Origin of the sequence: Acinetobacter chengduensis, assembly GCF_003664645.1 — a bacterium.
Lineage (GTDB): Bacteria > Pseudomonadota > Gammaproteobacteria > Pseudomonadales > Moraxellaceae > Acinetobacter > Acinetobacter chengduensis.
The window spans coordinates 257,062-279,731 of the sequence record NZ_RCHC01000001.1 but is presented as its reverse complement, the minus strand read 5'-3'; the positions used below and the strand labels follow the sequence as shown (position 1 = coordinate 279,731).

Here is a 22,670-nt window from a genome sequence, read left to right as displayed (position 1 = left end):
GAATGTATAACAATAATAAAATGATCAGAACCGACTACTCTTTTATTGAGATATGTTTGAGGTGATTTAAAATTTTGTAGTTTTGGTTTAATATTAGCCAAAATTTCATGCGATTTAAAATCGTAATATTTTGATAGGTCTGAAAGAGTCATTCATTTTTAAAGATGACGGATGATCTTAAGTATTTAAATTAATTTAATAATAAACCTAAATTATAGATAATAATTATGTTGAGCAATATCTTTGTTGTATTAGAAAAACTCGGGTTGAGCCCACAAAAACGTGCATTGCATATCCAGTTTTCTAATCCAGCTCTAAATACACAAGTATTTTTACAACGCATTGATGGTGAGCATGCCTTAAACCAAGGTTTACATGCCACGCTCATTTGCCTATCAACTCATGCTTTGATTCCGCTCAAACAACTGATTGGCGCACAAGTGGCTGTCGATCAGGTTACAGATCAGGGTGAACTATTTCGTATAACAGGCATCATTACAGAAGCTAGCCAAGGGCAGAGCGATGGATCACTTACCTTATATAAACTCACTTTAGAAGATGCAACGTCGCTGTGGCATAAACGCCGAAATAGCCGTGTGTTTATGAACAAATCAGTGCTTGAGGTGAGTGAAATTCTTTTTAAGGAATGGCAAACTAAAAGTTCATTATTTGCATCAAGCCTCAGTTTAGACTTAAGCGGTTTGAGCCAAAGCTATGATGTTCGACCTTTCATCATGCAGTCGAATGAAACTGACTATGACTTTTTAACCCGACTTTGGCGTAGTGAAGGAATCAACTGGCTGATTGATGAAACACAGCTGAGGGTACCCCATTCCTCAGTAGCTATTGAAAAACAAAAATTCCGTTTAATTGATGATAACAACCAATATCGAGCATTGACTCGGCGTAATATTCGCTTTCATCGCTCCAGTGCCACAGAAAAACAAGACAGTATCACCAGTTTTATGGGTGATCGTAGTCTGCAGCCGACTGCAGTGCATGTACAGCGTTGGCAAGCGGATAGCCTTAGCCAAGAAGAAGGCGCAGGTTCAGTGCAAAGCAAACATCAACACAGCCAAAATCAAGACAATGCAAGCCTCAGCTTAGAACAAGCTTGGCATGTGAGTCCGGCATGGGTAAAAGACTTAAAAGGTGAAGACCAAGCCACTGAAGCATCTAACCAACAAATTGAAAAACTCAACCAAAACTTAACGCAATATCATGAGCTACAGTCCAAAAAATTTACTGCGCAATCGACTGTACGTGATACACAAGTGGGCTATTGGTTTGAGCTGAATGAACACCCTGAAATAGATCAACACAGCGGTGCTGACAAACAATTCCTGATTATAGAAAAGAAATTTTATAACCAAAACAACTTACCCAAAGATTTAGCAGAACAAGTCAGCCAACTGATTGAACAAAGCCAATGGAATATTAAACCCATCCATAAACAGGCAGAACGTCAAGCCAATCAGCTGATCTTACAACGTCGCAATATTACGATTGTGCCTGTATACAACCCATTGGAACATCGACCAAATACCCATCCACAGCGTGCAAAAGTGGTTGGGCCCAGTGGTGAAGAAATTCATGTTGATGCATGGGGGCGAATCAAAGTTCGTTTCTTATTTACCCGCGGTGATGACCACAGTCATGATGGTGGTGCAGGCAGTAATGATAACGATACAGACTCTGCATGGGTGGATGTACTGACCCCATGGGCAGGTGAAGGCTATGGTGCACGCTTCTTACCGCGTATTGGTGAGATCGTAGTCATCGATTTCTTTGATGGTAATATCGACCGACCATTTGTGGTAGGGCGCATACATGAGGCGCAGCGTAGCCCAACTCAATTCGATAATCAAGGCAAACTGCCCGATACCAAAAAACTGGCAGGGATTAAAAGCAAAGAAGTTCAAGGCCAAGGCTTTGGACAATTGCGCTTTGATGATACCACTGGGCAGATTGCAACCCAATTGCAAAGCACCCATGGCGCGACTCAGCTCAATCTCGGGAATCTGAGTCATCCCAAAGAAACTGCAGAAAGTGAAGGCCGAGGCGAAGGTTTTGAACTACGTACAGATCAATGGGGCGCTGTAAGAGCTGGACAAGGGTTATTGCTCACCACTCACTCGCAACAACAAGCAGTGGCAATGCATCTTGATACACAACCCGCGAAACAACAAATCGAAGCGAACTTAAACAGTAGTAAAGCATTAAGTGAAGTCGCGAAGAATCAACAAACCGATCCACTTGAAGTCCTAGACAACTTAAAAAACTTCCTAGAACAGATAGAAAAGGGGAGTAAGGAAAAAGCTGATGCCTTTAAACAAGCATTAATGATTTTATCTGCACCTAATTCCATCGCTATAAGTAGTAATGAAGATGTTCACCTTTCTGCAGATGGGCAGATCAGTCATAGTGCAGGTGATAGCATTAATCTGAGTAGCCAAAACTCATTGATTGCCCATGCGCAAAGCAAAATTAGCTTATTTGCGGCACAAGAAGGATTACGCGCCTATGCAGGCAAAGGCAAAGTTGAAATTCAGGCGCAAGGTGATGGGGCAGATTTAATTGCACGAAAAGGCATTCAAATTATTTCGACGGAAGATAGCGTTGAAATTAAAGCCAGTAAGAAAATAGTGCTGACTGCAGGTGGTAGTCAAATTGAAATTAGTAGTGTAGGGGTGCTACCAACGACTGCTGGAAAGTTTGAGGTGAAGGCAGGGCAGCATACGTTTGTGGCTGGTGCAAAAGTTGATACTAAAATGAAAGAAATTCCATTACTAGGTTTGAACTATCTGAATTTTTTCGCCACAGATAAAGCAGGAAATCAATTACCAGCGGGCACAGGTTATGTTTTATATGGATCTGATGGGACTATTACAACTGGGAAACTATCTGAAGATGGATATATTAAGACCCCTCCATCAAATGAACCAAAAGAGTATTCTATAATTATAGATGATCCTCGATTAGATGTAGAAGAAAGAGTTATTGAGGAAAGCGAATGATATTTACAGCACGATTAAAACTATTAGTTGATAGTCCAATGCTTTGGTCGCATATTCAATATAGGATGTTTAGCGTTAAAAGGGGTTGGTTAGATAAAGCTCCTCAAAATTTTGAAGTAAAAAATAATGGTGCTTATGGAATTACTAAAATTTATGAATGCAATAAGGACGAGCAAATAAGTTGTGAGGTTAATTATGGCCCCAATAAAAAAGTATACCTAAAAATTATAGCCTTGAAGGATGGCTCATTTGATCAATCGTGCCAAAAACTACCCAGTTCAACGGCATCACAGAATCCAGACTTTTCTAATAAAAAAGAGATTAAGGTGCCTTCTAAGCCTATACCAAAAGCAATAATATTTTTTATAGGTGGAGCTGGTGATAAACGACCTTATGCTCTTGTTGGGCCAAATGAAAATGTCATGTATGTAAGGAAAGATTACTTAAAAAGAAAAATAAAAGACTTATCTGTAGAACAACAACGTTTGATTGTTGATGATAGAGCAACTACCTATTTAGGATATTATGAGGTTTTTAAAGAGAAAAATTTAAAAACAAATGTATTAGATAAAATTCCAAATAAAAATATACTCATATATTTAATAGGTCATAGTCTAGGTGGTTGGAATGCTGCTCATTTATCAGATATTCTTACTAAAAAAGGTTATCACGTAAAAATGTTAATAACGCTTGATCCTGTTGGGACTTTATATAATGTGAAAGCTATTTCAGATATATATTGGGATTATCCAAAAGGTAGTGCTGATAGTTGGATTAATTTTTATTGTGACCCTAAAGACTGGAATTTTAGTGATATTGTGGCTGATTTGGGAGGGCAATGGAATCCAAGGGATCAGAAACCAACTTATAACGTCTATTCTAAAGCAAGTCACGTCGATGCTGAATTGATCTGTGGATCTAAGGTGACTGTAAATAAAACAGGATTAGATTTATTAATGGACTCTTTGAAAGAATTTGTTAATTAGATTGGATTTTAAGTATGAATTATAAATTTTTTATTATTCCGTGTGTTTTTTTTATTAATGCTTGTGTTTATTCAAGAAATGATGGAATTTTGGTTAAAAAAATAATGATTGATGATAATCAAAATGTTGGAATGGTTTTTTTATCAAATGTTAATTATCGTGAAAAAAAAGGAAGTGAAGTGGGCAGTTATATTTATTGTGAACCATCTAAATTGGTAGATGAGAAAAGTAACTTGTTTCCTGACGCTGAAAAAAAATCAATAACAGGTGTGATTGATACTGTTAATATTATTAATGAAAACTTATATAGTTATAATGTTTTTTTAGAGAAAAATATTCATTATGATCTGTTTGAATATGGTAGTATTTATACATGCCAAAGATTTACTGGTTCAATGAGTTGGTTTTTGAAAAAATCTGAAAAATTTAAAATAAATTTATTGATTAATAATTCTTTATAAAGATATATTTAAATATGAATAAATTATAAAGATTAGGTTGTTTCTTTAACGATTTATAAAAATAATCAAGATGTGTCTAATTAGTCTTCTAAAAGCAAAGCTGTGAGAATGTAGTGAATTTGTCGGTCTATTTTGATGGTGCAGGTAATAATTAAAAATGATGAAAAAAATTAAAATGAGCGAATCCAGCGCGTTTTATGGCGTAATGTAAATGCTTATAGCTAGTATGAAATAGAGTTAAATAAACTTGAAAATGGCTTAAGTCATGCAATTTATGTCTCAGGTGTGGGCACTCCTTTTAATGGTGATCTAAATCATTTAGAAGCTTTTGTACGCTGGATGCAAGACAATGACTTAATAGGAAGAAGTACTGGTATTGGTGCTTGGTATGCAATTGAAGTCTGAGAGGAAGAGTTGAAGAAATTTACGAAATGGACAGTTTTTAGGTTTTTTTATAATATTAATTTTATTAGCCCTAGTAGTTTTTACTTATATTAAATCTAGTGAATTAGAAGAAGAGAGTACTTTAAATAATTTTATTATGTATCTTTTTGCAGGTTTATTTATTTTATATTTTTTCTATTTAAAAATTTTTATCTAGTTGTATGTTGAAATTTAAAAAATAAACCCGCCTAAGCGGGTTTGTTTTTTATCTCAAAAGAGATTACATATTTGGGTAGTTTGGACCACCGCCACCCTCAGGTGTTACCCAAGTAATGTTTTGTGATGGATCTTTGATGTCACAAGTCTTACAGTGAACACAGTTGGCAGCGTTAATTTGGAAACGCTTCGAACCGTCATTTTCTTCCATAATTTCATACACACCTGCAGGGCAGTAGCGCTGTGCAGGCTCATCCCATTTAGGTAAGTTTACATTCACTGGAATAGAAGCATCTGTCAGTTTCAAGTGAGCAGGCTGGTTTTCTTCATGTACGGTATTGGATACGAATACAGAAGATAAACGGTCAAAAGTGAGCTTACCATCTGGTTTTGGATAGTTCGGCTTCACATTGTTCGCTTCAACAGTTTTGAGTGCGCTGTAATCTGGCTGTAAGTCACGTAGTGTAAATGGCACTTTAAAGATGTTTTGGTCAATAAAGTTAAATGCACCACCACCGAAAGTACCAAACTTATGCATTGCAGGGCCGAAGTTACGTGCGTTATACAGCTCTTCTTTCAACCAGCTGTTGTTAAACTTCTCTGTGTATGCTGTTACTTCTTTGGCAAAGAAGTCTTCACCTTCAGTCACACGTGCAATGGCAAGGTCACCACCTTTTTCAACACCCGCAGCAATCGCTTCAAATACTGCTTCACCACACAGCATGCCTGATTTCATGGCCGTGTGAGAGCCTTTGATTTTGGCAAAGTTTAAGAAGCCAGCATCATCACCAATTAAAGAGCCACCAGGGAATGTGAACTTAGGAAGCGAGTTAAAGCCACCTTTCACCACAGCACGTGCGCCATAAGAAATACGTTTACCACCTTCAAGGAATTGCTTGATCAGTGGATGGGTTTTCCAACGTTGCATTTCCATGAATGGATACATATGTGGGTTGGTATATGATAAGTCCACGATCATACCCAAAGTCACTTGGTTGTTTTCTGCGTGGTATAACCACCAGCCACCTGAAGAACCTGTTTCAGTTAAAGGCCAGCCCGCACCGTGCATCACCGTACCTGCTTTATGTTTTGCAGGATCGATTTCCCACAGCTCTTTAATACCAATACCGTAATGTTGCGGATCAGCATCTTTATCTAAATTAAATTGAGAAATTAAACGTTTACCTAAATGACCACGGCAACCTTCTGCAAAAATTGTATATTTTGCATGAAGCTCATAGCCCGGAGCAAAGTTGTGCGTTGGTTCGCCATCTTTACCAATGCCCATGTCACCAGTTTGAATACCTTTTACTGTGCCATCTTCATGGTAAAGAATTTCTGATGCTGCAAAGCCAGGGAAGATTGACACTTCAAGTTCTTCAGCTTTGGTCCCTAACCAACGAACGACGTTACCGAGTGAGATCACATAGTTACCATCGTTGTGCATGGTTTTAGGCACCATCCAATGAGGCATTTCCTGAGACTTTTCATCAGACAATAAGAAATAGGTTTTGTCTTCAGTCACAGGCACATTTAAAGGCGCGCCTTGTTCTTTCCAGTCAGGGAAAAGTTCATTGATTGCACGTGGTTCAAGCACAGCACCTGATAAAATGTGTGCACCAACTTCGGAGCCCTTTTCCACGACACAAACGGACAAATCGTTCAGGTTATTTTCAATTGCAAGTTGACGAATTTTGATCGCGGCAGAAAGACCCGCAGGGCCTGCACCAACGATGACGACGTCAAATTCCATCGATTCACGTTCGATGTGTTCCATGTAGGACTCCTCATATTTTTTGAAGGTGGCAACCATTTAGATTTTCACTAACGGCGCTGCCATGAGTGTACTGAATTCCTAGACACAAATTTATTATCGTGCCTTTTATATTATGGGCTAGTATAGTTTTAAACCTTGTTCTAGCCAATTGGCTGAATCATATTATTTTTCCGTCAGTAAGGTCTTCTGCTATGAATAATCATGAAAATCCCTCAAATTCGACGAAAGAAACAGCTCAAACCGATAATAAAAATTTAATGGCAATTGCACAATACTTAAAAGATGGACAGTTCGGTCACAAAAAGTCAATTCCTCCATTAGAGCAATGGCATCCAAAGCATTGTGGCGCAATGGATTTGAAGATAAAAGCCAATGGGGAATGGTGGCACGAAGGTCAATTGATCAAACGCCAATCCCTCATTAACCTCTTCTCTACAGTACTTTGGAAAGAAGATGATAATTTCTATTTAAAAACGCCAGTTGAGCAGATTGAAATACAGGTGGAAGATGAACCATTATTTGTCAATCAGGTAGATGAAATTCAGATAGAAGGTCAAACTTATCTACAACTCACAACATCTACAGACGATGTCATCATCGTGGATGAAGCACATCGTATCTTTATGCGTGAATTTGCAGGTGAGCTAAGGCCTTATGTACAGGTTCGATTTGGTTTAAATGCTTTAATTCAGCGCGCAGCATTTATGCATTTGGTGCAAATGGGTGAGCTCACTGAAAATGCACAAGGTGAAGCTCAATTAAGGCTGAAAAGTGGTAATTTGCTATTGCAATTAGACAGCTGAGGTTTAAGCTTTCTGAATCGAATACGTCTAATTTAACTCTGTACTATGAGCGCGATATATCCTCTATACCCACTCCATGATCCAATGCCCAAAGCTGGGCCTGATGCACCGATTGGAATCTTTGACTCGGGCATTGGGGGGCTATCGATTGCACAAGAAATTGCACGTTATTTACCCAAAGAACGTATTCTATATTATGCAGATACTGCACATGTGCCATACGGGCCACGAGAAGATCAAAATATTCGTGAACTAACCGCCCATGCGATTGAGTGGTTATATCGTCAAGGTTGTAAAATTGCGGTGGTGGCCTGCAATACCGCTTCTGCATTTAGTCTGGATTATTTACGTGAACACTATGGCGAAAACTTTCCGATTATTGGTTTAGTTCCAGCCCTTAAGCCAGCGGTATTACAAACCAAATCAAAAAAAGTTGCGGTACTGGCAACACCTGCGACTTTCCGTGGTCAATTAATTAAAGATGTGATGACCCGTTTTGCTGAACCTGCTCAGGTTGAAGTGCTCACGATCACCTGCCTAGATTTGGTGCCTTTTGTTGAGGCTGGTGCTCAGATGAGTGAGGCATGTTTAGCAACATTGAAAGAGGTGTTACAGCCTGCCATAGAGCAAAATGTGGATTATTTGGTACTCGGTTGTACACACTATCCCTTCTTAAAAGGCGCAATTCAGCATATTTTTGGTCAGAAAATGACATTAATTGACTCTGGAGCTGCCGTTGCGCGACAAACAGCCCGAATTTTAATTAAAAATGAGTTATTATTTGAACATGATGGGCAACCAGAGCATGTGCGCATTGAATGTTATGTCAGTGGGCAAAATGCAGATCAGTTAAAGTCAATTCTAAGTCATCTTATTGCGTCTGATTTGACTTGGAGCATTAAAAATATTGGTATTTAATGATCAAATAACTTAAGTTAGTCTTTTGAATTAATTAATTAAAAATTATTTATTTGGGGTAGTCATATCGCAGAACATGTTGTGACTTTAGTCACAGTAACTGTAATGTGCACTTGGAAGAGGATAACCAATGCTCGATAAGCGTTATCAAGTATTTATTTCAACGTCAGGGAGCGAAATGCAACCTGAACGCATGATTTTAGCTCAGACTCTTGTGGGAATGGGCTTTTTCTCCTGGGGCTTAGAGCAACGGACACCATTGAGTACTGCATTTGCACGTCGCCAAATTGATGACTGTGATTATGTGATTATCTTATTAGGTAGCTCTTATGGCGAGCAATCTGTATCGGGTGTTGGCTATATGCACCTTGAATATATTTATGCAGTGACAAAGCAGAAGCCAATTATTGTATTTATGCATGATGAGCCTTCTTCACGTGATCATGCACTACAAGATCAAAAGCCAGAATTGGTTGAAAAGTTCAAAGAATTTCGTCAACTCTTGCAAAATGAAGTGGATCAAATTTTTACGTATCGTAGTCTGCGCGATTTAGAAATGGCAGTGCGTTTAAATATGTCACAAATGTTGGAGCGCTATCCAGCAGTAGGTTGGGTACGTCCACAAAACACCCAAGTATTGCAAGATGAAATTGATGCTTTAAAAGATAAAATCCAACAATTAGAAACGGATGTAGGCAAGCGAGAAGTCGATCCATTTCTATCTTTACCTAAAGTGTCGATGCATGAAGTTTTTGCGTTTGAATACCGTATGCATGCCTACCAAGATGGTAATTTTAAAGAATTAAAAATTCAGAAAAAATTAACATGGGCACAAATGCTGAGTATTTTGGGCACCACATTTATGAATCCAACGCCGGAAGAGTATTTTTCCAAGCGGATGAATGAATATTTAAATGAAAATGGCTTGTCAGATGCGCGTATAGAAATGCCTCGTGCGCATGCAGTTGCACGTGCCCAAATTAATATTCGTGCTTTACACAGTATTAAAATGCAAATGCGACAAAATGAGTGGATAGTGCAATCTGGACGTGATGATCGTCAGCGCATGCTTTGGCAAGTGACGTCAAAGGCCACAAAATTGCTGGAAAGCAATTTATTAGATTCTGATCGGAGTTTTCAATTTAAATCTTTAAATTAATCTATTTAATAAATTTATTTAAAGCTGATACAGTAGATTGGTCTAAATTCATAGGAATAGCGTGATGTCTTCTGCGCCTAAAGCAAAAGTGACGGTGATTTTAGCCAATTTAGGAACGCCTGATGCGCCGACTGTACCTGCAGTGCGTCGGTTTCTAAAGCAGTTTTTATCCGATCAGCGTGTGATTGAGATTCCAAAACCCATTTGGCAACTCATTTTACGCTTGTTTATTTTACCGTTTCGCCCAAAACGCGTGGCACATGCTTATGCATCGGTTTGGCAAGCAGACTCACCCATGCGTGAAATCTTGTTACAACAAGTGAATGCCGTAGAGCAACAGTTATTAGCAGATAACCCTGAGTTTGAGCTAAATGTTGTGCCAGCAATGACTTATGGACAGCCCAGTATTTACCAAGTATTAGAAGATATTAGTCAGCAAGTCGTTGACCATGTCATTCTTTTACCGTTATTTCCGCAGTATTCAGCAACTTCAACCGCGCCTTTATATGATGCTGTGGCTAAGTGGTTACCTACACAGCGTAACTTACCTGGCTTGTCGATCATTCGCGATTATTATCAGCACCCGCTATTTATCCAAGCGTTGGCGCAAAGTGTTCGAGACTATCAAGCTGTTCATGGGCGCCCAGAAAAGCTTTTAATGTCTTTTCACGGTATTCCACAGCCTTATGCCGATAAGGGTGATCCCTATGCGGATCGTTGCCGTGTAACTGGTACCTTGCTTGCACAAGCATTGGGCCTAAAAGAGCATGAATATGCAGTGAGTTTCCAATCACGTTTTGGTAAGCAAGAGTGGGTGAAGCCCTATACAGATGCTTTACTGGCTGAGTGGGCCACACAAGGCGTGAAGTCAGTACAAGTATTAAGTCCTGCTTTTTCTGCCGATTGTTTAGAGACCTTAGAAGAATTGGCCATCGAAAATGCGACCTTGTTTCGTGAGGCAGGCGGCGGTTCTTATGCGTATATTCCAGCCTTAAACAACCGTGCTGATCATTTGCAATTGCTCAATAGTTTGCTTCAAGCTAATCTTGATACTTTAAAGCATACTTTAGCGCATTGATTTTTGAGGTCTCGCCACATGCTCCAAGTAAAAATTGTGCCTGTCACGGCATTTCAGCAAAATTGTTCCATTGTTTGGGATTCGGTTAGCAAAGAGGCCATTTTAATTGATGCGGGCGGTGAGCCAGAAAAATTAAAAGCTGAAGTTGAAGCTTTAGGTTTGACCGTTCAAGCATTGTGGTTAACACATGGGCATTTAGATCATGCAGGTGCGGTGGGTACACTACAAAAATTGTGGGATGTGCCTGTGATTGGGCCACATAAAGAAGATGCATTTTGGTTGGATATGATTCAGGAAGTGTCTGCAAAATATGGCTTCCCAATCCCAGAAAAAGTTGCAGTGACGACTTGGCTCGAAGGCGGTGAAGTACTTCAACTGGGCACTGAAAAATTTGAAGTACGCTTTGCGCCAGGTCATACACCGGGTCATGTGATGTTCTACAATGCTCAATATGGGCTGCTTTGGACAGGTGATGTGCTATTTAAAGGTTCTATTGGCCGTACGGATTTCCCACGCGGAAATCACCAGCAATTGCTAGATTCTATTCAACGTGAATGTTTTAGCTTGCCAGATGAAACTCAGTTTATTTCTGGACATGGTCCAATCAGTAGCATTGGCTTTGAAAAGCAACATAATCCCTTTGTTGCAAGCAAAGCTGGCTAAGTACTTCAGACTGGAGCTTCGGCTTCAGTCTTTATTAAAAGGATTGCTATATTCCTTTTTTACCTCAAAATACATCAGGCTTGAGGCTGTTCCCATTAACAGCCCGATGAATACAAAGATAAGATCCGAGTTGTGTATTCCAATGATTAAACAACCCAAACTCGTTAAAATAAATATCGCCATAATGACGCACATCAGTTTTGCTTTCATCTAAATCTGCTCTCCCCCAAAGCACTTTTTTGTTTTAACGCCATTTTTAAAGGTGTTTTTGTTAGACCGCTAAAATGGCTTAAGTCTATTCATGTGCAAAACGCAAGCACACTTAAATGATGAATACATGTCGAGTATTCATGACTATTTATAATCTGAATTAATGACAATATTCTTAATTAAATCTTAAAAAAAAGATAGAGGTAGAAATAAAAATATTGAACCCTAAGTGATTGACAAAAAAGGTCATTTTTCACTAAAAAATGAACATGTGTGACATCAGGTTATCTGCAACAAAACTAAAAAATATAAAGCATGAGAATGTATTTAAAACTTCCCATTTTTGGGAGGCACAGTGAGCACAAATTAAATGATATAAGGGGATAAAAAATATTGGTGTTTGGCGCTTATTAGAGGGGGGAGTGAATGAGAAGTGATGTTGAATGTTAAGAGAGGATCAGATTCCTCTCTACATCAGATACAAAGATAAGTTTTCAACGTCGAGGATATTATTCCTCAGAGCCATCTGCTTGAGGCGCATCTTGTGTGGGCAAGCTATATTCGTCGTTTGCCCAAGCGCCAAAATCGATCAGTTTGCAACGCTCTGAACAAAATGGGCGGTATACGTTGTTTTCCCAAACAGTCAGCTCGCCACAACGTGGGCAGTTCAGAGAAGTGGACATAGTGGGTGACTCCAAGTACATCAAATGATTCAATTAGGCAAAAACCGCGACACTTGTTAGACTTGTACGGTTTTTATTAGTTTGATCTGATTATGCCGATTCGTCAATTTCAAGCGCAGCGCATGCATGCACCTCGTGATTTCCAAGCTATTGCCAATCAACCGATTTGTGTGGAAATTGGTGCTGGTAAAGGTAAGCACGCGTTATTGTTTAGTGCATCTAATCCCGACAAACAATTAATTGCGGTAGAGCGCACTCGTGAAAAATTTGTTGCGATGCAAAAACAACATGGCATTGAGGGTCAAAATAATTTACAGCCTATTCATGCAGATGCATTGCCTTGGGTTGTTCATGCGTTATTTCCTGCACAAGTACAGCAATTTTTTATTTTATATCCTAATCCTGAGCCACATAATCCAGCTCAACGTTGGTTAAATATGCCATTTTTTGAGTTTTTACTGTCGCGCTTAGAAGTGGGCGGTACGATCACATTGGCCAGTAATATTCCTGAATATATTGCTGAAGCACAGCAACAGCTCATTGATGTATGGAAGCTTCCTTTTGTGAAAGAAGTGATTGCTCCTGATTCAGCCCGTACACATTTTGAAATTAAATATTTAGAGCGTGGTGAGTTGTGCCAGCAATTGATTATCACTAAACCTGCATCTTATTCAACGCGTTTTGATGATTTTCAACCTTTGCAGGGTCAAACGACACCTGCAATGAATATTGAAGCCTAATGATGAAAAAGCGAGTTGCGATCATTGGCGCTGGCCCAGCAGGTTTAATGGCTGCTGAAGTGCTCAGCCAATATGCTTATGATGTGCATGTTTATGAACAGAAACCATCTGCTGCGCGTAAGTTTTTAATGGCAGGTAAGACGGGTTTAAATATTTCGCATGCAGAACCCGTAGCCCAGTTTATTCAACGTTATGACCAAGCAGAGTGGCTTGCACCGTGGGTTCGACAGTGGGATGCTACTTGGATTCAAAATTGGATGAAAGGCTTAGGCATTGAATCTTATATTGGGTCTTCAGGTCGAGTGTTTCCCATTGAGATGAAAGCAGCACCTTTATTGCGTGCCTGGTTAAAACGCTTGCTTGAGCAGGGTATAAGCTTTCATTACCGGCACCAAGTAACCAATTTGCAAAGTACGCAGTTAACGGTGTTGGATTTAAAACAAAATGAAACCCATACTGAAGCTTTTGATGCGGTAATTTTGGCTTGTGGAGCCGTGTCGTGGTCGCAACTCGGAAGTGATGGTGCATGGCAATCTTGGTTGCAAGCAGAACATATAGAGCCCTTTCAAGCCAGTAATGCAGGTGTAGAGTATCCATGGTCGCAGTTTATGCACGCTGTGTTTGGTCAACCCTTAAAGCGTGTAGAAGCGTGGGTTGGTACAGCTGAACGCTCTATAGGCGATATTGTCATTAGTCATTATGGTTTAGAAAGTGGTTTAATTTATAAACAAGGTCGTGCTTTACGGGCTATGCTTAAAGCAAAAAAGGCCATGACACTGTATTTGGATTTAATGCCTGAACTCTCTGTAGAGCAATTGGCACACAAACTTCAGCCCAGCAAAAAGCAATCACAAAGTAATGTATGGCGTAAGGCTGGCTTAGACAGTGCCAAAGCTGCATTGGTTCGAGAATTGGTGCCGAAAGCACTATGGTCACAACCAGAAGTATTGGCCAAGCAGATTAAAGCATTATGCATTCCGTTAACAGGTTTTCGTCCGATAGAAGAAGCCATTAGCTGTGCAGGTGGGGTAAAGCGCGAAGTTTTATCTGCACAGTTGCAACTTAAGCAGCAGTCGGGCTTATTTTGTGCAGGTGAAATGTTAGATTGGGATGCACCTACGGGTGGCTATCTGCTCACGGCATGCTTTGCGACAGGGCGGGCAGCCGGCGAAGGTGTACATACTTATTTGCAGTCGAACTAAGCCAATATAGGAACTGCATTTAATACGAACTTGAACAGAACAATAACGTGGACATAGAGGAAAGTGCAGTGGATAGAAAACAACAGTATGTGGGGAGCTGCTTGTGTGGCGAGATTCAATATGCCATTGATGGCCCAATTGGCGATCTGGTGCAGTGCCATTGTCAGCGTTGCCGTAAAGCCAATGGCAGTGCTTATGCAGTTAATGCGCCGATTGCCAAAGCAGATTTTAAATTGGTTTCTGGTGAGGCATATTTCAAGCGATTCAGTTCAAGTGCTGGCGTAGAGCGTTGCTTTTGTAGTCAGTGTGGTTCGCCAATCATCAGTATTAAAACGGAAACCCCTGATACCTATCGGCTTAGAATTGGGACTTTGGATACACCACTTGAGCAAGCTCCAACATGCCATATTTTTGTGGGCTCTAAAGCTGAATGGGATCAAATTTCTGATGATCTCCCGCAATATGTGACCCGTCCATAAGCCTCTTGTTTTTGCTTGAGCTCATAAAAAAAGGGTTCACGTGGAACCCTTTTTTTGTGTTCTAAACTAGTGTGCTGATGTGACTACATCACTTGTAGCTTGCGTATTAAGTTGTGCCAGTTCTGGATATTGAGCTTGCCAGTGATCAAGTTGCTCTTGTGCATGAATAAACTGGCCTAAACCTTTGACATGCGCACTCGAAACTACATTTTCACCTTGGCTTGGCGCCTGTGCTTCGGCCAATTGAAGTTGTTGTTGCTGATCCCAATATTGATACATCAAGCCTTGAATATAACGACCTTGTTCAGTTTTGAGGTCTAATTCTTTTAACATGCTTAAGGTAGATTGAATGTTGTCACGTTTACGTTCTGCGGCAAATTCTGGAGTGAGCGAACCACTTTCTTTCATCTGCATCAGCTCATCTTCCATGTCGTCACTGACTGCGGTAAAGCGTTGATCATAGTCACGTAGCGCACGAATATCATTTGGGTCTTGTGCTGTTTTAGCAAAGCTTTTGACAGGCTCAGAAGCCAGCTCTTTCATAATACGATCGTCTGGAGTGACTTCAGTATTAGATTGTTGCGCCGTATTTTTTTGTTCGCAACCATGCATGAAAAATGTAGTACTTAACAGTGCTGGTATCGCCAAAAATTTAACCATGTGATGCATAACTTGCCCTAATCATTTTTTTTAAAGACATACACATAAGTGGTGTACGGGAAATCAATTTCATCTTGTGCTTGTTTGCCTGTGTAGTCATACACAATGTGTTCGAAGCGTTGTTTTAAATGTTGCTGCGCGGGTTCAGGCAAGGCAGCAATAAAGCTAGTAGACAATAAGCGCTTGGAGACCACTTGTTCTACTGTACCATGATGCAATTGGCGAAAGGTGGTTTGATCTTGTTGTTGGAAATAGTTTTGCTGTGAAAATACTTTTTGCCACTCGCCACTATGGTAGCGTGGGGTATCTCCTTCAAGTGGAAAGATCTCATCGGCCAATGCTTTGACCCAGTCCACGCTCACATCACGTTGATTCCAAATCAGCACCAAATGACCATGGCTTTGCAACACGCGATGCAGTTCAGCTAAAGTATCGAGCGTAGCAAACCAATGAAATGATTGTGCACAAAATATAGCGCGCACAGTATCATTGGCAATTGGTAACTGATCGCTCATGGCCTGTAAGGTATGAACATCAGGATGATGCAGACGCAATTGCGTTAACATGGCTTCTACAGGATCGGCAGCATAAATCTGCTGACTGATGACTTGTAGATAGGGTAAAAATTTGCCCGTACCTGCACCAAGGTCGAGTAAAAGATCATGGGTCTGTAGCCCAAGGGTATCTTTTAGCCATGCCGTGATGGCTTGGGGATAATCAGGACGAACGTTTTGGTAGAGGCTGGCGCCAACACCAAAGCCTTTTTCTGCAGCAGGATGGAGTGATTGTGTCATATTCTGCACTTTTTAATCCTTATCACCGATATAAAATAGCATATTCTTATGCAGGCGACCTTTTGCCAGCAGATTCAAATCAAGTGACATGAGCAGAAAGGGATTTTTTAAACAGGACAACGATGGATAAAGACATTATTTTTGAAGATGACCAAATACGGGTCATTTTTTTAAAAGGCACTTCAGACGAATTGGTTTTCTCATTTGGTGATTTGATTACACGTGCGAAGGGCAATAGCATCAATGCCGAAAAGTCATTGCATAAATATGACTTTAATGTGATTGGGATTATGCCGAAGCAAAAGTCATGGTTTCCTGAGTCATCTATATTGGCCATGTTTGAACAGATTCAAAGCTGGATTGCGCCTTTTGCGACCCGTATTGCTTATGGCGGTTCGATGGGTGGATATGCTGCTATTAAATATTCTAACTTGCTGAATATTCAGCGTATCGTGGCGATGGTGCCTCAGTATTCGATTGATCCGACAGATGTTGAAGATCCACGCTATAACATGTTTTATCAAGCTGAGCTGAATGCCAACATGCGCGTACAGCCCAGCGATGTATCGGCGTCGCGGGAATACATCATCATTTTTGATCCTTACTATGCAGAAGATCGTGTGCATGTGGACTGTTTAAAGCCACTTTTGCCGAGTGCAAAATATTTGCATCTACCTTATACCAATCATGACGCGATTGCCGTATTGGCCAGCTCAGCCTTAGTCCATGATTTAATTCGCCATCCTTTTGATGCGGGTTATTTTTATCAAAGCATGCGAAAGGTGAAAAAGAACAGTAAGTTTTATTATCGAAAAGTGATTGAAAACTTATTGCCACGCCATCCAACCGCTTTGGGCAAAATTTTAAAAAATAATGATTTGATGTTGGATGGTCAGTTTTTTGACGCCAAACAAAAGCAAGTGATATTGCGTGAATTACTACGTAACAAACAAGTAGATCAGCAAGACCTCAGTAAGCTGGGCATTGAAGTGACCATGCCTCAAGAAAAGCGCAGTATTTTGCGTGACCGCTTTGGACATGGTTTGGTTTTTAATGTCATTAGCCAAAAGTTAGAAAGCTATGCAACCAGTGCCATCGCCTTAAACCATAAGTTTCTGATTCCAATCTATGCCAGAGGCAATGCTTTAGTGCAAATTGTGTGGAATGATCAAGCCTTTATTGTGGTGATGAATGATCGGCAAATGATGAAACTCATTCGTGTAGAAGATGCTTTACCTGTGGGGCATCATCCCTTAATGATGAAGAAGTACAGCGACTACTATGCATTGGCATATAAAGCCCAATATTTGAGTACAGATGAATTTGGTGCGATCAGTATGACTGAACATTTACACAGCGACAGCCAGTTTGTAGCACAGCCTGAGGGGCAGATCTAAGACCTTGGCAGGGAGAGACTTGCTTTTTAAATTGGGAGTGCTATGGTTGAAATATAGGCAATACAAGGAATGCCTATAGACCAAGGACGAGATTGAAAGCGAGGAAAGCAGTATGCAATCTCCATTCATGCTTGCTGTATGTGTTTCATTGTTTAGCATAATTTATTCGCCCATGATTTATGCTGAAGACTTAATTCAGACAGAATCTTCGGCTACAGTGCTGGCCATCGCACTGATGATTATGTTGGCTCTAAGTATATATGTGGTCATTCGTGTTCGAAGTACCATTCGTTATCATCTAGATAAACCCGCTAAATAGCGGGTTTTTTGTATTTTAAAGCCGTGTGTTTTTCTTGAATCTTCACGCGTTGTTCGATTAAATGCAAAAACAGCCCAGTTTATGCATTGAACCCATCTCATTTAAGGAAAGCACATGAAGGCGGTATATTTAGATTACGCATCTTTGGATAAAAACGATTTAGATTTTAGTGCGTTGCATGCGGTATTTGATGATTTACAGCTGTATGAAGGTACCAGCACCGACCAGTTGTTATCTCGTGTGCAAAATGTGGATGTGATCATTAGCAACAAAGTGGTGATTGATGTAGCAACTATGCAACAGTGCCCCAATTTAAAACTGATTCTAATTTCTGCGACAGGGACCAATAATATTGATTTGGTACAGGCGACCCAGCAGGGCATTACTGTATGTAATTGCCAAGGCTATGGGACTGCCGCAGTGGCACAGCATACGCTGATGCTGATGCTGAATTTGGCCACTTCTTTCTGTCAGTATGACCGCGCTGTGCAACAAGGCGAATGGAATCAAGCCAGCCAATTTTGCTTACTAGATTATCCAATTATGGAGCTTTCGGGCAAAACTTTGGGCATTGTGGGCTATGGTGAATTGGGGCAGGCAGTGGCGAATTTAGCCCGTGCTTTTGGTATGCAGATTCAAATAGCAGCTTTGCCCAACCGTCCAGCGGGCGCAGAGCGCATAGCATTTGCAGATATGCTTCCTCAAGTGGATTTTTTAAGCTTGCATTGCCCACTCACTGAAGATACACGTGATTTGATTGATGCCACCGCACTTGCAACCATGAAATCGAGCGCATTTTTGATTAACTGTGCGCGTGGTGGCGTGGTGAATGAAAGTGCATTAGCAGAAGCATTAAAGGCGAGAACCATTGCAGGGGCTGCAACGGATGTATTAACCGTTGAACCACCCAAAGAGGGTAATGTGCTTTTGGATACATCTATTCCCAATTTAATTATTACCCCGCACAGCGCATGGGGCAGTGTGGATGCACGTCAGCGTATAGTGCAGCAAATGGTGGAAAATACACAAGCATTTAAAGCGGGTGCCCCAATCCGTAAAGTGAATGCATAAATTCATGCCAAGATGAAATCAAAAAAGCCCATTAAGTGATGGGCTTTTTATTTATGTGAAGAGCAGGGTTTATAAATCAGTCACAGCATAAGAGGTTGTAGATGAGCTAGATGTAGTTGCCGATTGGTTTTGGTTTGGTGTGCTTAACGGGCTGTTACTAATCGTACTGCTATTATGACTGTTATTGTTTGATGGCTCGCTTAGAGACTGATGTTCGATAGGAGCAGGGTGTTGTGGTTTGCCACCAAACGTTTCTTTACTGTCCTGAATTTTGGCATTGGCTGTTTGGGATGCTTGTGTTGCACTTGCATCGACTTTATTTACGGTAGTCGAGGCAAGGTTTTTGGTGTTGTCCCAAGCTTGGTCTACAGACGGTTTAACTTTGGCTACGCCTCGTTCGGTTATTTCACCTACATTTTTGGCTGCGCCAATCACGCCTTCTTGTGCTTTATAAGCCCAAACATGAAAGATATTTGGGTTATTACCATAAGGTTGTACGATTTTTTGTGTGGTTTCGGCACTGCTGGTGCTATTGGTTTCTTGTGCCCAGATAGATGCAGATGCCAAAAAAAGCCCTGAACAAATTACGGTTTTTAATATACGCATAGAAAGACAGCCTCAAGTGCCGAAAGGGGCAAACAAAAAATAGATCTACTCATGTATTAACATGCTTTGATAGGATTTTGCATACAGAACTGCAAAATTGATACAGCAGAACAGGTATTTTTATACACGTGCATGAAGTAAAAAGTAGGCTAAAACAATTTATCTGGCAGAATGCGCCGTATGGTTAGGCGAGGTATGAGATGCGTTAATACCACGACATCATTTTAAATTTTGGCGGGTCACTGCAAAACTGAAATAAGGAATAAGGCTTCATCACTCATACAGCAGATGAGTGATGAAGAATAAGCAAGTGCTTAGTCACATTGAGCAACGGCTTCTTTTGCAAAATGATGACGTAAAGCAAGGAAGTTCTTTTGAACTTCTGGTGCATGTAAGTCAAAACCTGTTGCGGTACTCGTGCCATCTTTAGCAAATGTTGCAGAGCCTGCAGAAATTAGCGTTAAGCCTTTAAATGTCCATTGCTCTACCACTTTGCCATTTTCCAGCTGGCCCGTAAATTCAATCACGCATTTGTCTACGAGCTTGTTCAGCTGTGCTTTGTTGTTGGTGGTATTTGGGTAGACATCAATGTTTGAGACTTCTTGTAATGCACCAGCTTGAATTTGCGGAATGGTTGGAGCAGATGTACAAGCGCTTAATGCAAGACCCGCAAGACCAGTCAAAATGAGTGCTTTTAGTTTCATAAGGTTCTTTCTTGTTGAGTGTTGTTGTTCCTGAGTATAGGGATTCTATATGGAATTGCCTATACCTACTTTCGATTGAACTAATCTATTTAAATAGTGCTCATTGGTGTGATTGAGGAAAATGGCACAACACATTCTTTTTCTAATAAAATAGAGCACAGTTGATATAAGAATTGATTGGGTGAAAGATTAACAAATTCACTTACAACGGGTCTTAATGTACCTTCTAATAACTCATTTGCTTCGTTAGGTCTATAACGGGCTACTGTACCTAAATAGAACATGCAAAGTAAAGAATATGCCAGATGCGGTAGTTCGGGATTTTTTAAATCAACATAATAGCGATAGCCTGTGTTTGTCAGAATTGGAACAATATCAAACTTACTGTAATCTTTTAAAATATTTTGATAGATAGTATTAATATTCTCTTTATTGAACGATTTTCTTCTTTTTGAGCGGTAGACTATTTTTCCCTCACGGGGTAAACCATTTATAAAATACTTTTGTCGTTCAGTTTTTAGAAATTTACCCATGTCAACTTTAGTCTTTTGTTCATTATCTATTATTACCTCGGTAAAAAATTTATTGTGTTCTGAGTTGCATAATATTTCAATTGAAATTGGTAAAAGTTTTCTTTTATTTATCAATTCTAAACTATGACAAAGACTATGGATCTCAGGAATATTAATTACTGCTTGTCTGAAGTTTATATTTAAAGGATGGTTGATTTTTTTTCCTAATAATTCTGAAAAAGTTGCAAATATATTTACGCCTTCATTTGACTTAGGTTTAGCTTGAATTTGACCATTTGTACCTAAGGGTAAATTTAATCCATGGTGTTCATGGACTGTTTCAAGTTCAATTTTTTTATAAGAAAGAAAACATTTTACTAAGTTGAGCATCCCGTAATATAAAAGAGTAGCTCTTGTGGGAAGTAAAATGCTATTAGCTGCTTTATAGAAGGATTCTGCAAGTGATGAAAAGTATAAGGCTCTCTCTAGGAAAGTTTTGTTTTCACCTCTACTTTTAGAAATTTTTTGCTGTAAATGTGAGTTTATGAGAGACCATGGGTCGCTAGTTAAAATGTGCTGATCTCCAGCTTTAAGATTTGCGAAAGAAAAACGTAGTTTATTGTATTTGAATAGAGCTATATCGCCTTTTTCTAATAGTTTACTCATTTTAAGCTCAGTGAAAAAATGCTATCAAAATAGCGGTTTTTTTAATCAATTACAATCTGTAACGATTAGTGTTGCAACACCGAAAAATCCTCTACTTGCGTAAACAAGTCACGAAGCTGAGTAAGCCTAATGCCTTCTTTCAATCATTAAGTTTTAGGAAAAAAGAATAGTAACACCAATCCGCCTAATATCTCGCCCATCATCAGCCAGTCTTTCTTCTGCATGTCTACAACGGGAATCACTGAAGAATACAGGCTGGTGAAAAACACTAAAACAAATAACCAATAATATAAGAGGATTGTTATGAAAAAACTGTGTAATACCTAGCAGCACAAAAATAGCGGTGCTCGAAAGCCAGTAAAGAATATTGAGTACCAGTTTACAAGAGTCTAAATACCGAAGTGAATGGTCTAAACGCGGTAAGGACACAGCCAAAATGACGATTCCAAGAAAACCACCTACAGCCGAAACAATCATAAAAACAAACCGCTTATATCCTACTTATTTGGAATATGCAGATACAATTTCCAGAGCAAGAAACATGAAACGAGTAGCGTGAATGATAAAAAAAGTATAGGTCAGAACGGAAAAACCCTTTATTTTTAACATTGGGCATGTATTGTTCTTATAAAAAAATCCCGCTATTTCTAGCAGGATTCCTGTGTTATTTCAAATTTAGCCTTATTGAAGGCGCACAAATTTTTCCACACGGTCATTGGCATCATAAGTCACTTCAAAAGCTGTCTTTTTACCGTCAAAAGTCGCTTCAGTCGGGGTTGCTACGACTTCCCACAAACCTAATGTCGCGACATCAGCAACACCGTGGAATAGCGTACGTCCAACACGGTTTGCAGTGCTGTAGCCTTGGGTAAACGAGAATACATCAATACGCTTACCATCCTGTTTCGTCTCACTGGAAATTGGAGAGCCAATTTCAGCCAAAATGGCACTGCGTGGCATACCTTGCGCAATAACTGATAAATCTTTCTTCTGAGGTTGTTTAGCAGCCATAACAGCAGAACACCCAGTTTCAGCAAAAGCTAACGCCAACAATAACGGTAAAACGAATAATTTTTTCACTTTTGAATATTCCCCTCTAAAATTATTGAATATTTTGGGGGATTATAGAATAAATGATTTGAATAAGTTTATGAAATTAAAAATA

Annotated in this window: 22 protein-coding genes; 14 read left to right on the top strand and 8 right to left on the bottom strand. The window is 39.8% G+C overall.

What is annotated here, in order from left to right:
• Positions 1-227 precede the first annotated feature (227 nt).
• Genes D9K81_RS01340 through D9K81_RS01330 form a run of 3 tightly spaced genes read left to right on the top strand, consistent with a single transcriptional unit; the run spans position 228 to position 4,464 of the window.
• Entirely contained in the window at positions 228-3,017 is a 2,790-nt protein-coding gene (locus tag D9K81_RS01340; protein WP_120374632.1) for a type VI secretion system Vgr family protein, read from the top strand.
• A complete protein-coding gene (locus tag D9K81_RS01335; protein ID WP_227601992.1) occupies positions 3,014-4,003 on the top strand; it encodes an alpha/beta hydrolase family protein in 990 nt (329 codons plus the stop codon). Before D9K81_RS01340 ends, D9K81_RS01335 begins: the two co-directional genes overlap by 4 nt.
• 14 nt (positions 4,004-4,017) lie before the next feature.
• The gene (locus D9K81_RS01330; RefSeq protein ID WP_120374633.1) at positions 4,018-4,464 is read left to right on the top strand and encodes a hypothetical protein; all 447 of its coding nucleotides are present in this window, start codon (positions 4,018-4,020) and stop codon (positions 4,462-4,464) included.
• 664 nt (positions 4,465-5,128) lie between these two features.
• Here D9K81_RS01330 and D9K81_RS01325 read toward each other — a convergent pair.
• Positions 5,129-6,841 (bottom strand): electron transfer flavoprotein-ubiquinone oxidoreductase, encoded by a 1,713-nt coding sequence (locus D9K81_RS01325; protein WP_120374634.1) that lies wholly within the window; start codon positions 6,839-6,841, stop codon positions 5,129-5,131.
• A gap of 191 nt (positions 6,842-7,032) precedes the next feature.
• On the opposite strand from D9K81_RS01325, the gene D9K81_RS01320 reads away from it, so the two are divergent.
• From D9K81_RS01320 to D9K81_RS01300, 5 genes are all read left to right on the top strand, one after another.
• Entirely contained in the window at positions 7,033-7,644 is a 612-nt protein-coding gene (locus D9K81_RS01320; RefSeq protein ID WP_120374635.1) for a DUF1285 domain-containing protein, read from the top strand.
• A gap of 45 nt (positions 7,645-7,689) precedes the next feature.
• Positions 7,690-8,562 carry a glutamate racemase gene (murI, locus tag D9K81_RS01315; protein WP_120374636.1) on the top strand — a complete coding sequence of 291 codons (873 nt, stop codon included), beginning with the start codon at positions 7,690-7,692 and terminating at the stop codon, positions 8,560-8,562.
• A gap of 130 nt (positions 8,563-8,692) precedes the next feature.
• Complete coding sequence (locus tag D9K81_RS01310) at positions 8,693-9,721, top strand: DUF4062 domain-containing protein (RefSeq protein WP_120374637.1); 1,029 nt, start codon at positions 8,693-8,695, stop codon at positions 9,719-9,721.
• A gap of 64 nt (positions 9,722-9,785) precedes the next feature.
• Positions 9,786-10,799 (top strand): ferrochelatase, encoded by a 1,014-nt coding sequence (hemH, locus tag D9K81_RS01305; protein WP_120374638.1) that lies wholly within the window; start codon positions 9,786-9,788, stop codon positions 10,797-10,799.
• A gap of 18 nt (positions 10,800-10,817) precedes the next feature.
• Entirely contained in the window at positions 10,818-11,462 is a 645-nt protein-coding gene (locus D9K81_RS01300) for an MBL fold metallo-hydrolase (RefSeq protein ID WP_120374639.1), read from the top strand.
• A gap of 719 nt (positions 11,463-12,181) precedes the next feature.
• Here the strand turns inward: D9K81_RS01300 and D9K81_RS01290 are convergent.
• Positions 12,182-12,355 (bottom strand): DNA gyrase inhibitor YacG, encoded by a 174-nt coding sequence (locus D9K81_RS01290; protein ID WP_120374641.1) that lies wholly within the window; start codon positions 12,353-12,355, stop codon positions 12,182-12,184.
• Positions 12,356-12,441: 86 nt separating this feature from the next.
• Here D9K81_RS01290 and D9K81_RS01285 point away from each other — a divergent pair, with 86 nt between their 5' ends.
• From D9K81_RS01285 to D9K81_RS01275, 3 genes are all read left to right on the top strand, one after another.
• Positions 12,442-13,095, top strand: coding sequence for a class I SAM-dependent methyltransferase (locus D9K81_RS01285; RefSeq protein WP_171406848.1), 654 nt, complete (start codon positions 12,442-12,444; stop codon positions 13,093-13,095).
• Positions 13,096-13,097: 2 nt separating this feature from the next.
• On the top strand, positions 13,098-14,297 hold the full coding sequence (locus D9K81_RS01280) for a TIGR03862 family flavoprotein (RefSeq protein WP_120374704.1): 1,200 nt from the start codon (positions 13,098-13,100) through the stop codon (positions 14,295-14,297).
• Positions 14,298-14,365: 68 nt separating this feature from the next.
• On the top strand, positions 14,366-14,776 hold the full coding sequence (locus D9K81_RS01275) for a GFA family protein (protein WP_120374643.1): 411 nt from the start codon (positions 14,366-14,368) through the stop codon (positions 14,774-14,776).
• A 66-nt stretch (positions 14,777-14,842) separates the two neighbouring features.
• Here the strand turns inward: D9K81_RS01275 and D9K81_RS01270 are convergent, their stop codons facing one another.
• Positions 14,843-15,445, bottom strand: coding sequence for a hypothetical protein (locus D9K81_RS01270; protein WP_120374644.1), 603 nt, complete (start codon positions 15,443-15,445; stop codon positions 14,843-14,845).
• Between the two features lie 8 nt (positions 15,446-15,453).
• Complete coding sequence (locus D9K81_RS01265; RefSeq protein ID WP_120374645.1) at positions 15,454-16,230, bottom strand: class I SAM-dependent methyltransferase; 777 nt, start codon at positions 16,228-16,230, stop codon at positions 15,454-15,456.
• 122 nt (positions 16,231-16,352) lie between these two features.
• Between D9K81_RS01265 and D9K81_RS01260 the strand changes: the two genes are divergently transcribed.
• The 3 genes from D9K81_RS01260 (at position 16,353) to D9K81_RS01250 (ending at position 19,017) form a co-directional block, all read left to right on the top strand.
• Positions 16,353-17,627, top strand: a complete 1,275-nt coding sequence (locus D9K81_RS01260; protein WP_120374646.1) for a hypothetical protein — start codon at positions 16,353-16,355, stop codon at positions 17,625-17,627.
• Between the two features lie 112 nt (positions 17,628-17,739).
• Positions 17,740-17,946: a hypothetical protein gene (locus D9K81_RS01255; protein WP_120374647.1), complete on the top strand. Its 207-nt coding sequence runs from the start codon at positions 17,740-17,742 to the stop codon at positions 17,944-17,946.
• A gap of 114 nt (positions 17,947-18,060) precedes the next feature.
• The gene (locus D9K81_RS01250) at positions 18,061-19,017 is read left to right on the top strand and encodes a 2-hydroxyacid dehydrogenase (protein WP_120374648.1); all 957 of its coding nucleotides are present in this window, start codon (positions 18,061-18,063) and stop codon (positions 19,015-19,017) included.
• A gap of 69 nt (positions 19,018-19,086) precedes the next feature.
• Here D9K81_RS01250 and D9K81_RS01245 read toward each other — a convergent pair whose 3' ends face one another.
• From D9K81_RS01245 to D9K81_RS01225, 4 genes are all read right to left on the bottom strand, one after another.
• On the bottom strand, positions 19,087-19,623 hold the full coding sequence (locus D9K81_RS01245; RefSeq protein WP_120374649.1) for a hypothetical protein: 537 nt from the start codon (positions 19,621-19,623) through the stop codon (positions 19,087-19,089).
• Positions 19,624-19,937: 314 nt separating this feature from the next.
• Positions 19,938-20,327 (bottom strand): hypothetical protein, encoded by a 390-nt coding sequence (locus D9K81_RS01240; RefSeq protein ID WP_120374650.1) that lies wholly within the window; start codon positions 20,325-20,327, stop codon positions 19,938-19,940.
• 89 nt (positions 20,328-20,416) lie between these two features.
• Positions 20,417-21,505 carry a YaaC family protein gene (locus D9K81_RS01235; RefSeq protein ID WP_120374651.1) on the bottom strand — a complete coding sequence of 363 codons (1,089 nt, stop codon included), beginning with the start codon at positions 21,503-21,505 and terminating at the stop codon, positions 20,417-20,419.
• A 681-nt stretch (positions 21,506-22,186) separates the two neighbouring features.
• A complete protein-coding gene (locus D9K81_RS01225) occupies positions 22,187-22,585 on the bottom strand; it encodes a hypothetical protein (RefSeq protein WP_120374652.1) in 399 nt (132 codons plus the stop codon).
• Positions 22,586-22,670: the final 85 nt, after the last annotated feature.

Bases quoted from the DNA above. Each gene is read 5' to 3' on its own strand.
- D9K81_RS01340 (WP_120374632.1), top strand. From the start codon at position 228: ATGTTGAGCAATATCTTTGTTGTATTAGAAAAACTCGGGTTGAGCCCA.
- D9K81_RS01335 (WP_227601992.1), top strand. From the start codon at position 3,014: ATGATATTTACAGCACGATTAAAACTATTAGTTGATAGTCCAATGCTT.
- D9K81_RS01330 (WP_120374633.1), top strand. From the start codon at position 4,018: ATGAATTATAAATTTTTTATTATTCCGTGTGTTTTTTTTATTAATGCT.
- D9K81_RS01325 (WP_120374634.1), bottom strand. From the start codon at position 6,841: ATGGAACACATCGAACGTGAATCGATGGAATTTGACGTCGTCATCGTT.
- D9K81_RS01320 (WP_120374635.1), top strand. From the start codon at position 7,033: ATGAATAATCATGAAAATCCCTCAAATTCGACGAAAGAAACAGCTCAA.
- murI (WP_120374636.1), top strand. From the start codon at position 7,690: ATGAGCGCGATATATCCTCTATACCCACTCCATGATCCAATGCCCAAA.
- D9K81_RS01310 (WP_120374637.1), top strand. From the start codon at position 8,693: ATGCTCGATAAGCGTTATCAAGTATTTATTTCAACGTCAGGGAGCGAA.
- hemH (WP_120374638.1), top strand. From the start codon at position 9,786: ATGTCTTCTGCGCCTAAAGCAAAAGTGACGGTGATTTTAGCCAATTTA.
- D9K81_RS01300 (WP_120374639.1), top strand. From the start codon at position 10,818: ATGCTCCAAGTAAAAATTGTGCCTGTCACGGCATTTCAGCAAAATTGT.
- D9K81_RS01290 (WP_120374641.1), bottom strand. From the start codon at position 12,355: ATGTCCACTTCTCTGAACTGCCCACGTTGTGGCGAGCTGACTGTTTGG.
- D9K81_RS01280 (WP_120374704.1), top strand. From the start codon at position 13,098: ATGAAAAAGCGAGTTGCGATCATTGGCGCTGGCCCAGCAGGTTTAATG.
- D9K81_RS01270 (WP_120374644.1), bottom strand. From the start codon at position 15,445: ATGCATCACATGGTTAAATTTTTGGCGATACCAGCACTGTTAAGTACT.
- D9K81_RS01265 (WP_120374645.1), bottom strand. From the start codon at position 16,230: ATGACACAATCACTCCATCCTGCTGCAGAAAAAGGCTTTGGTGTTGGC.
- D9K81_RS01260 (WP_120374646.1), top strand. From the start codon at position 16,353: ATGGATAAAGACATTATTTTTGAAGATGACCAAATACGGGTCATTTTT.
- D9K81_RS01255 (WP_120374647.1), top strand. From the start codon at position 17,740: ATGCAATCTCCATTCATGCTTGCTGTATGTGTTTCATTGTTTAGCATA.
- D9K81_RS01250 (WP_120374648.1), top strand. From the start codon at position 18,061: ATGAAGGCGGTATATTTAGATTACGCATCTTTGGATAAAAACGATTTA.
- D9K81_RS01245 (WP_120374649.1), bottom strand. From the start codon at position 19,623: ATGCGTATATTAAAAACCGTAATTTGTTCAGGGCTTTTTTTGGCATCT.
- D9K81_RS01240 (WP_120374650.1), bottom strand. From the start codon at position 20,327: ATGAAACTAAAAGCACTCATTTTGACTGGTCTTGCGGGTCTTGCATTA.
- D9K81_RS01235 (WP_120374651.1), bottom strand. From the start codon at position 21,505: ATGAGTAAACTATTAGAAAAAGGCGATATAGCTCTATTCAAATACAAT.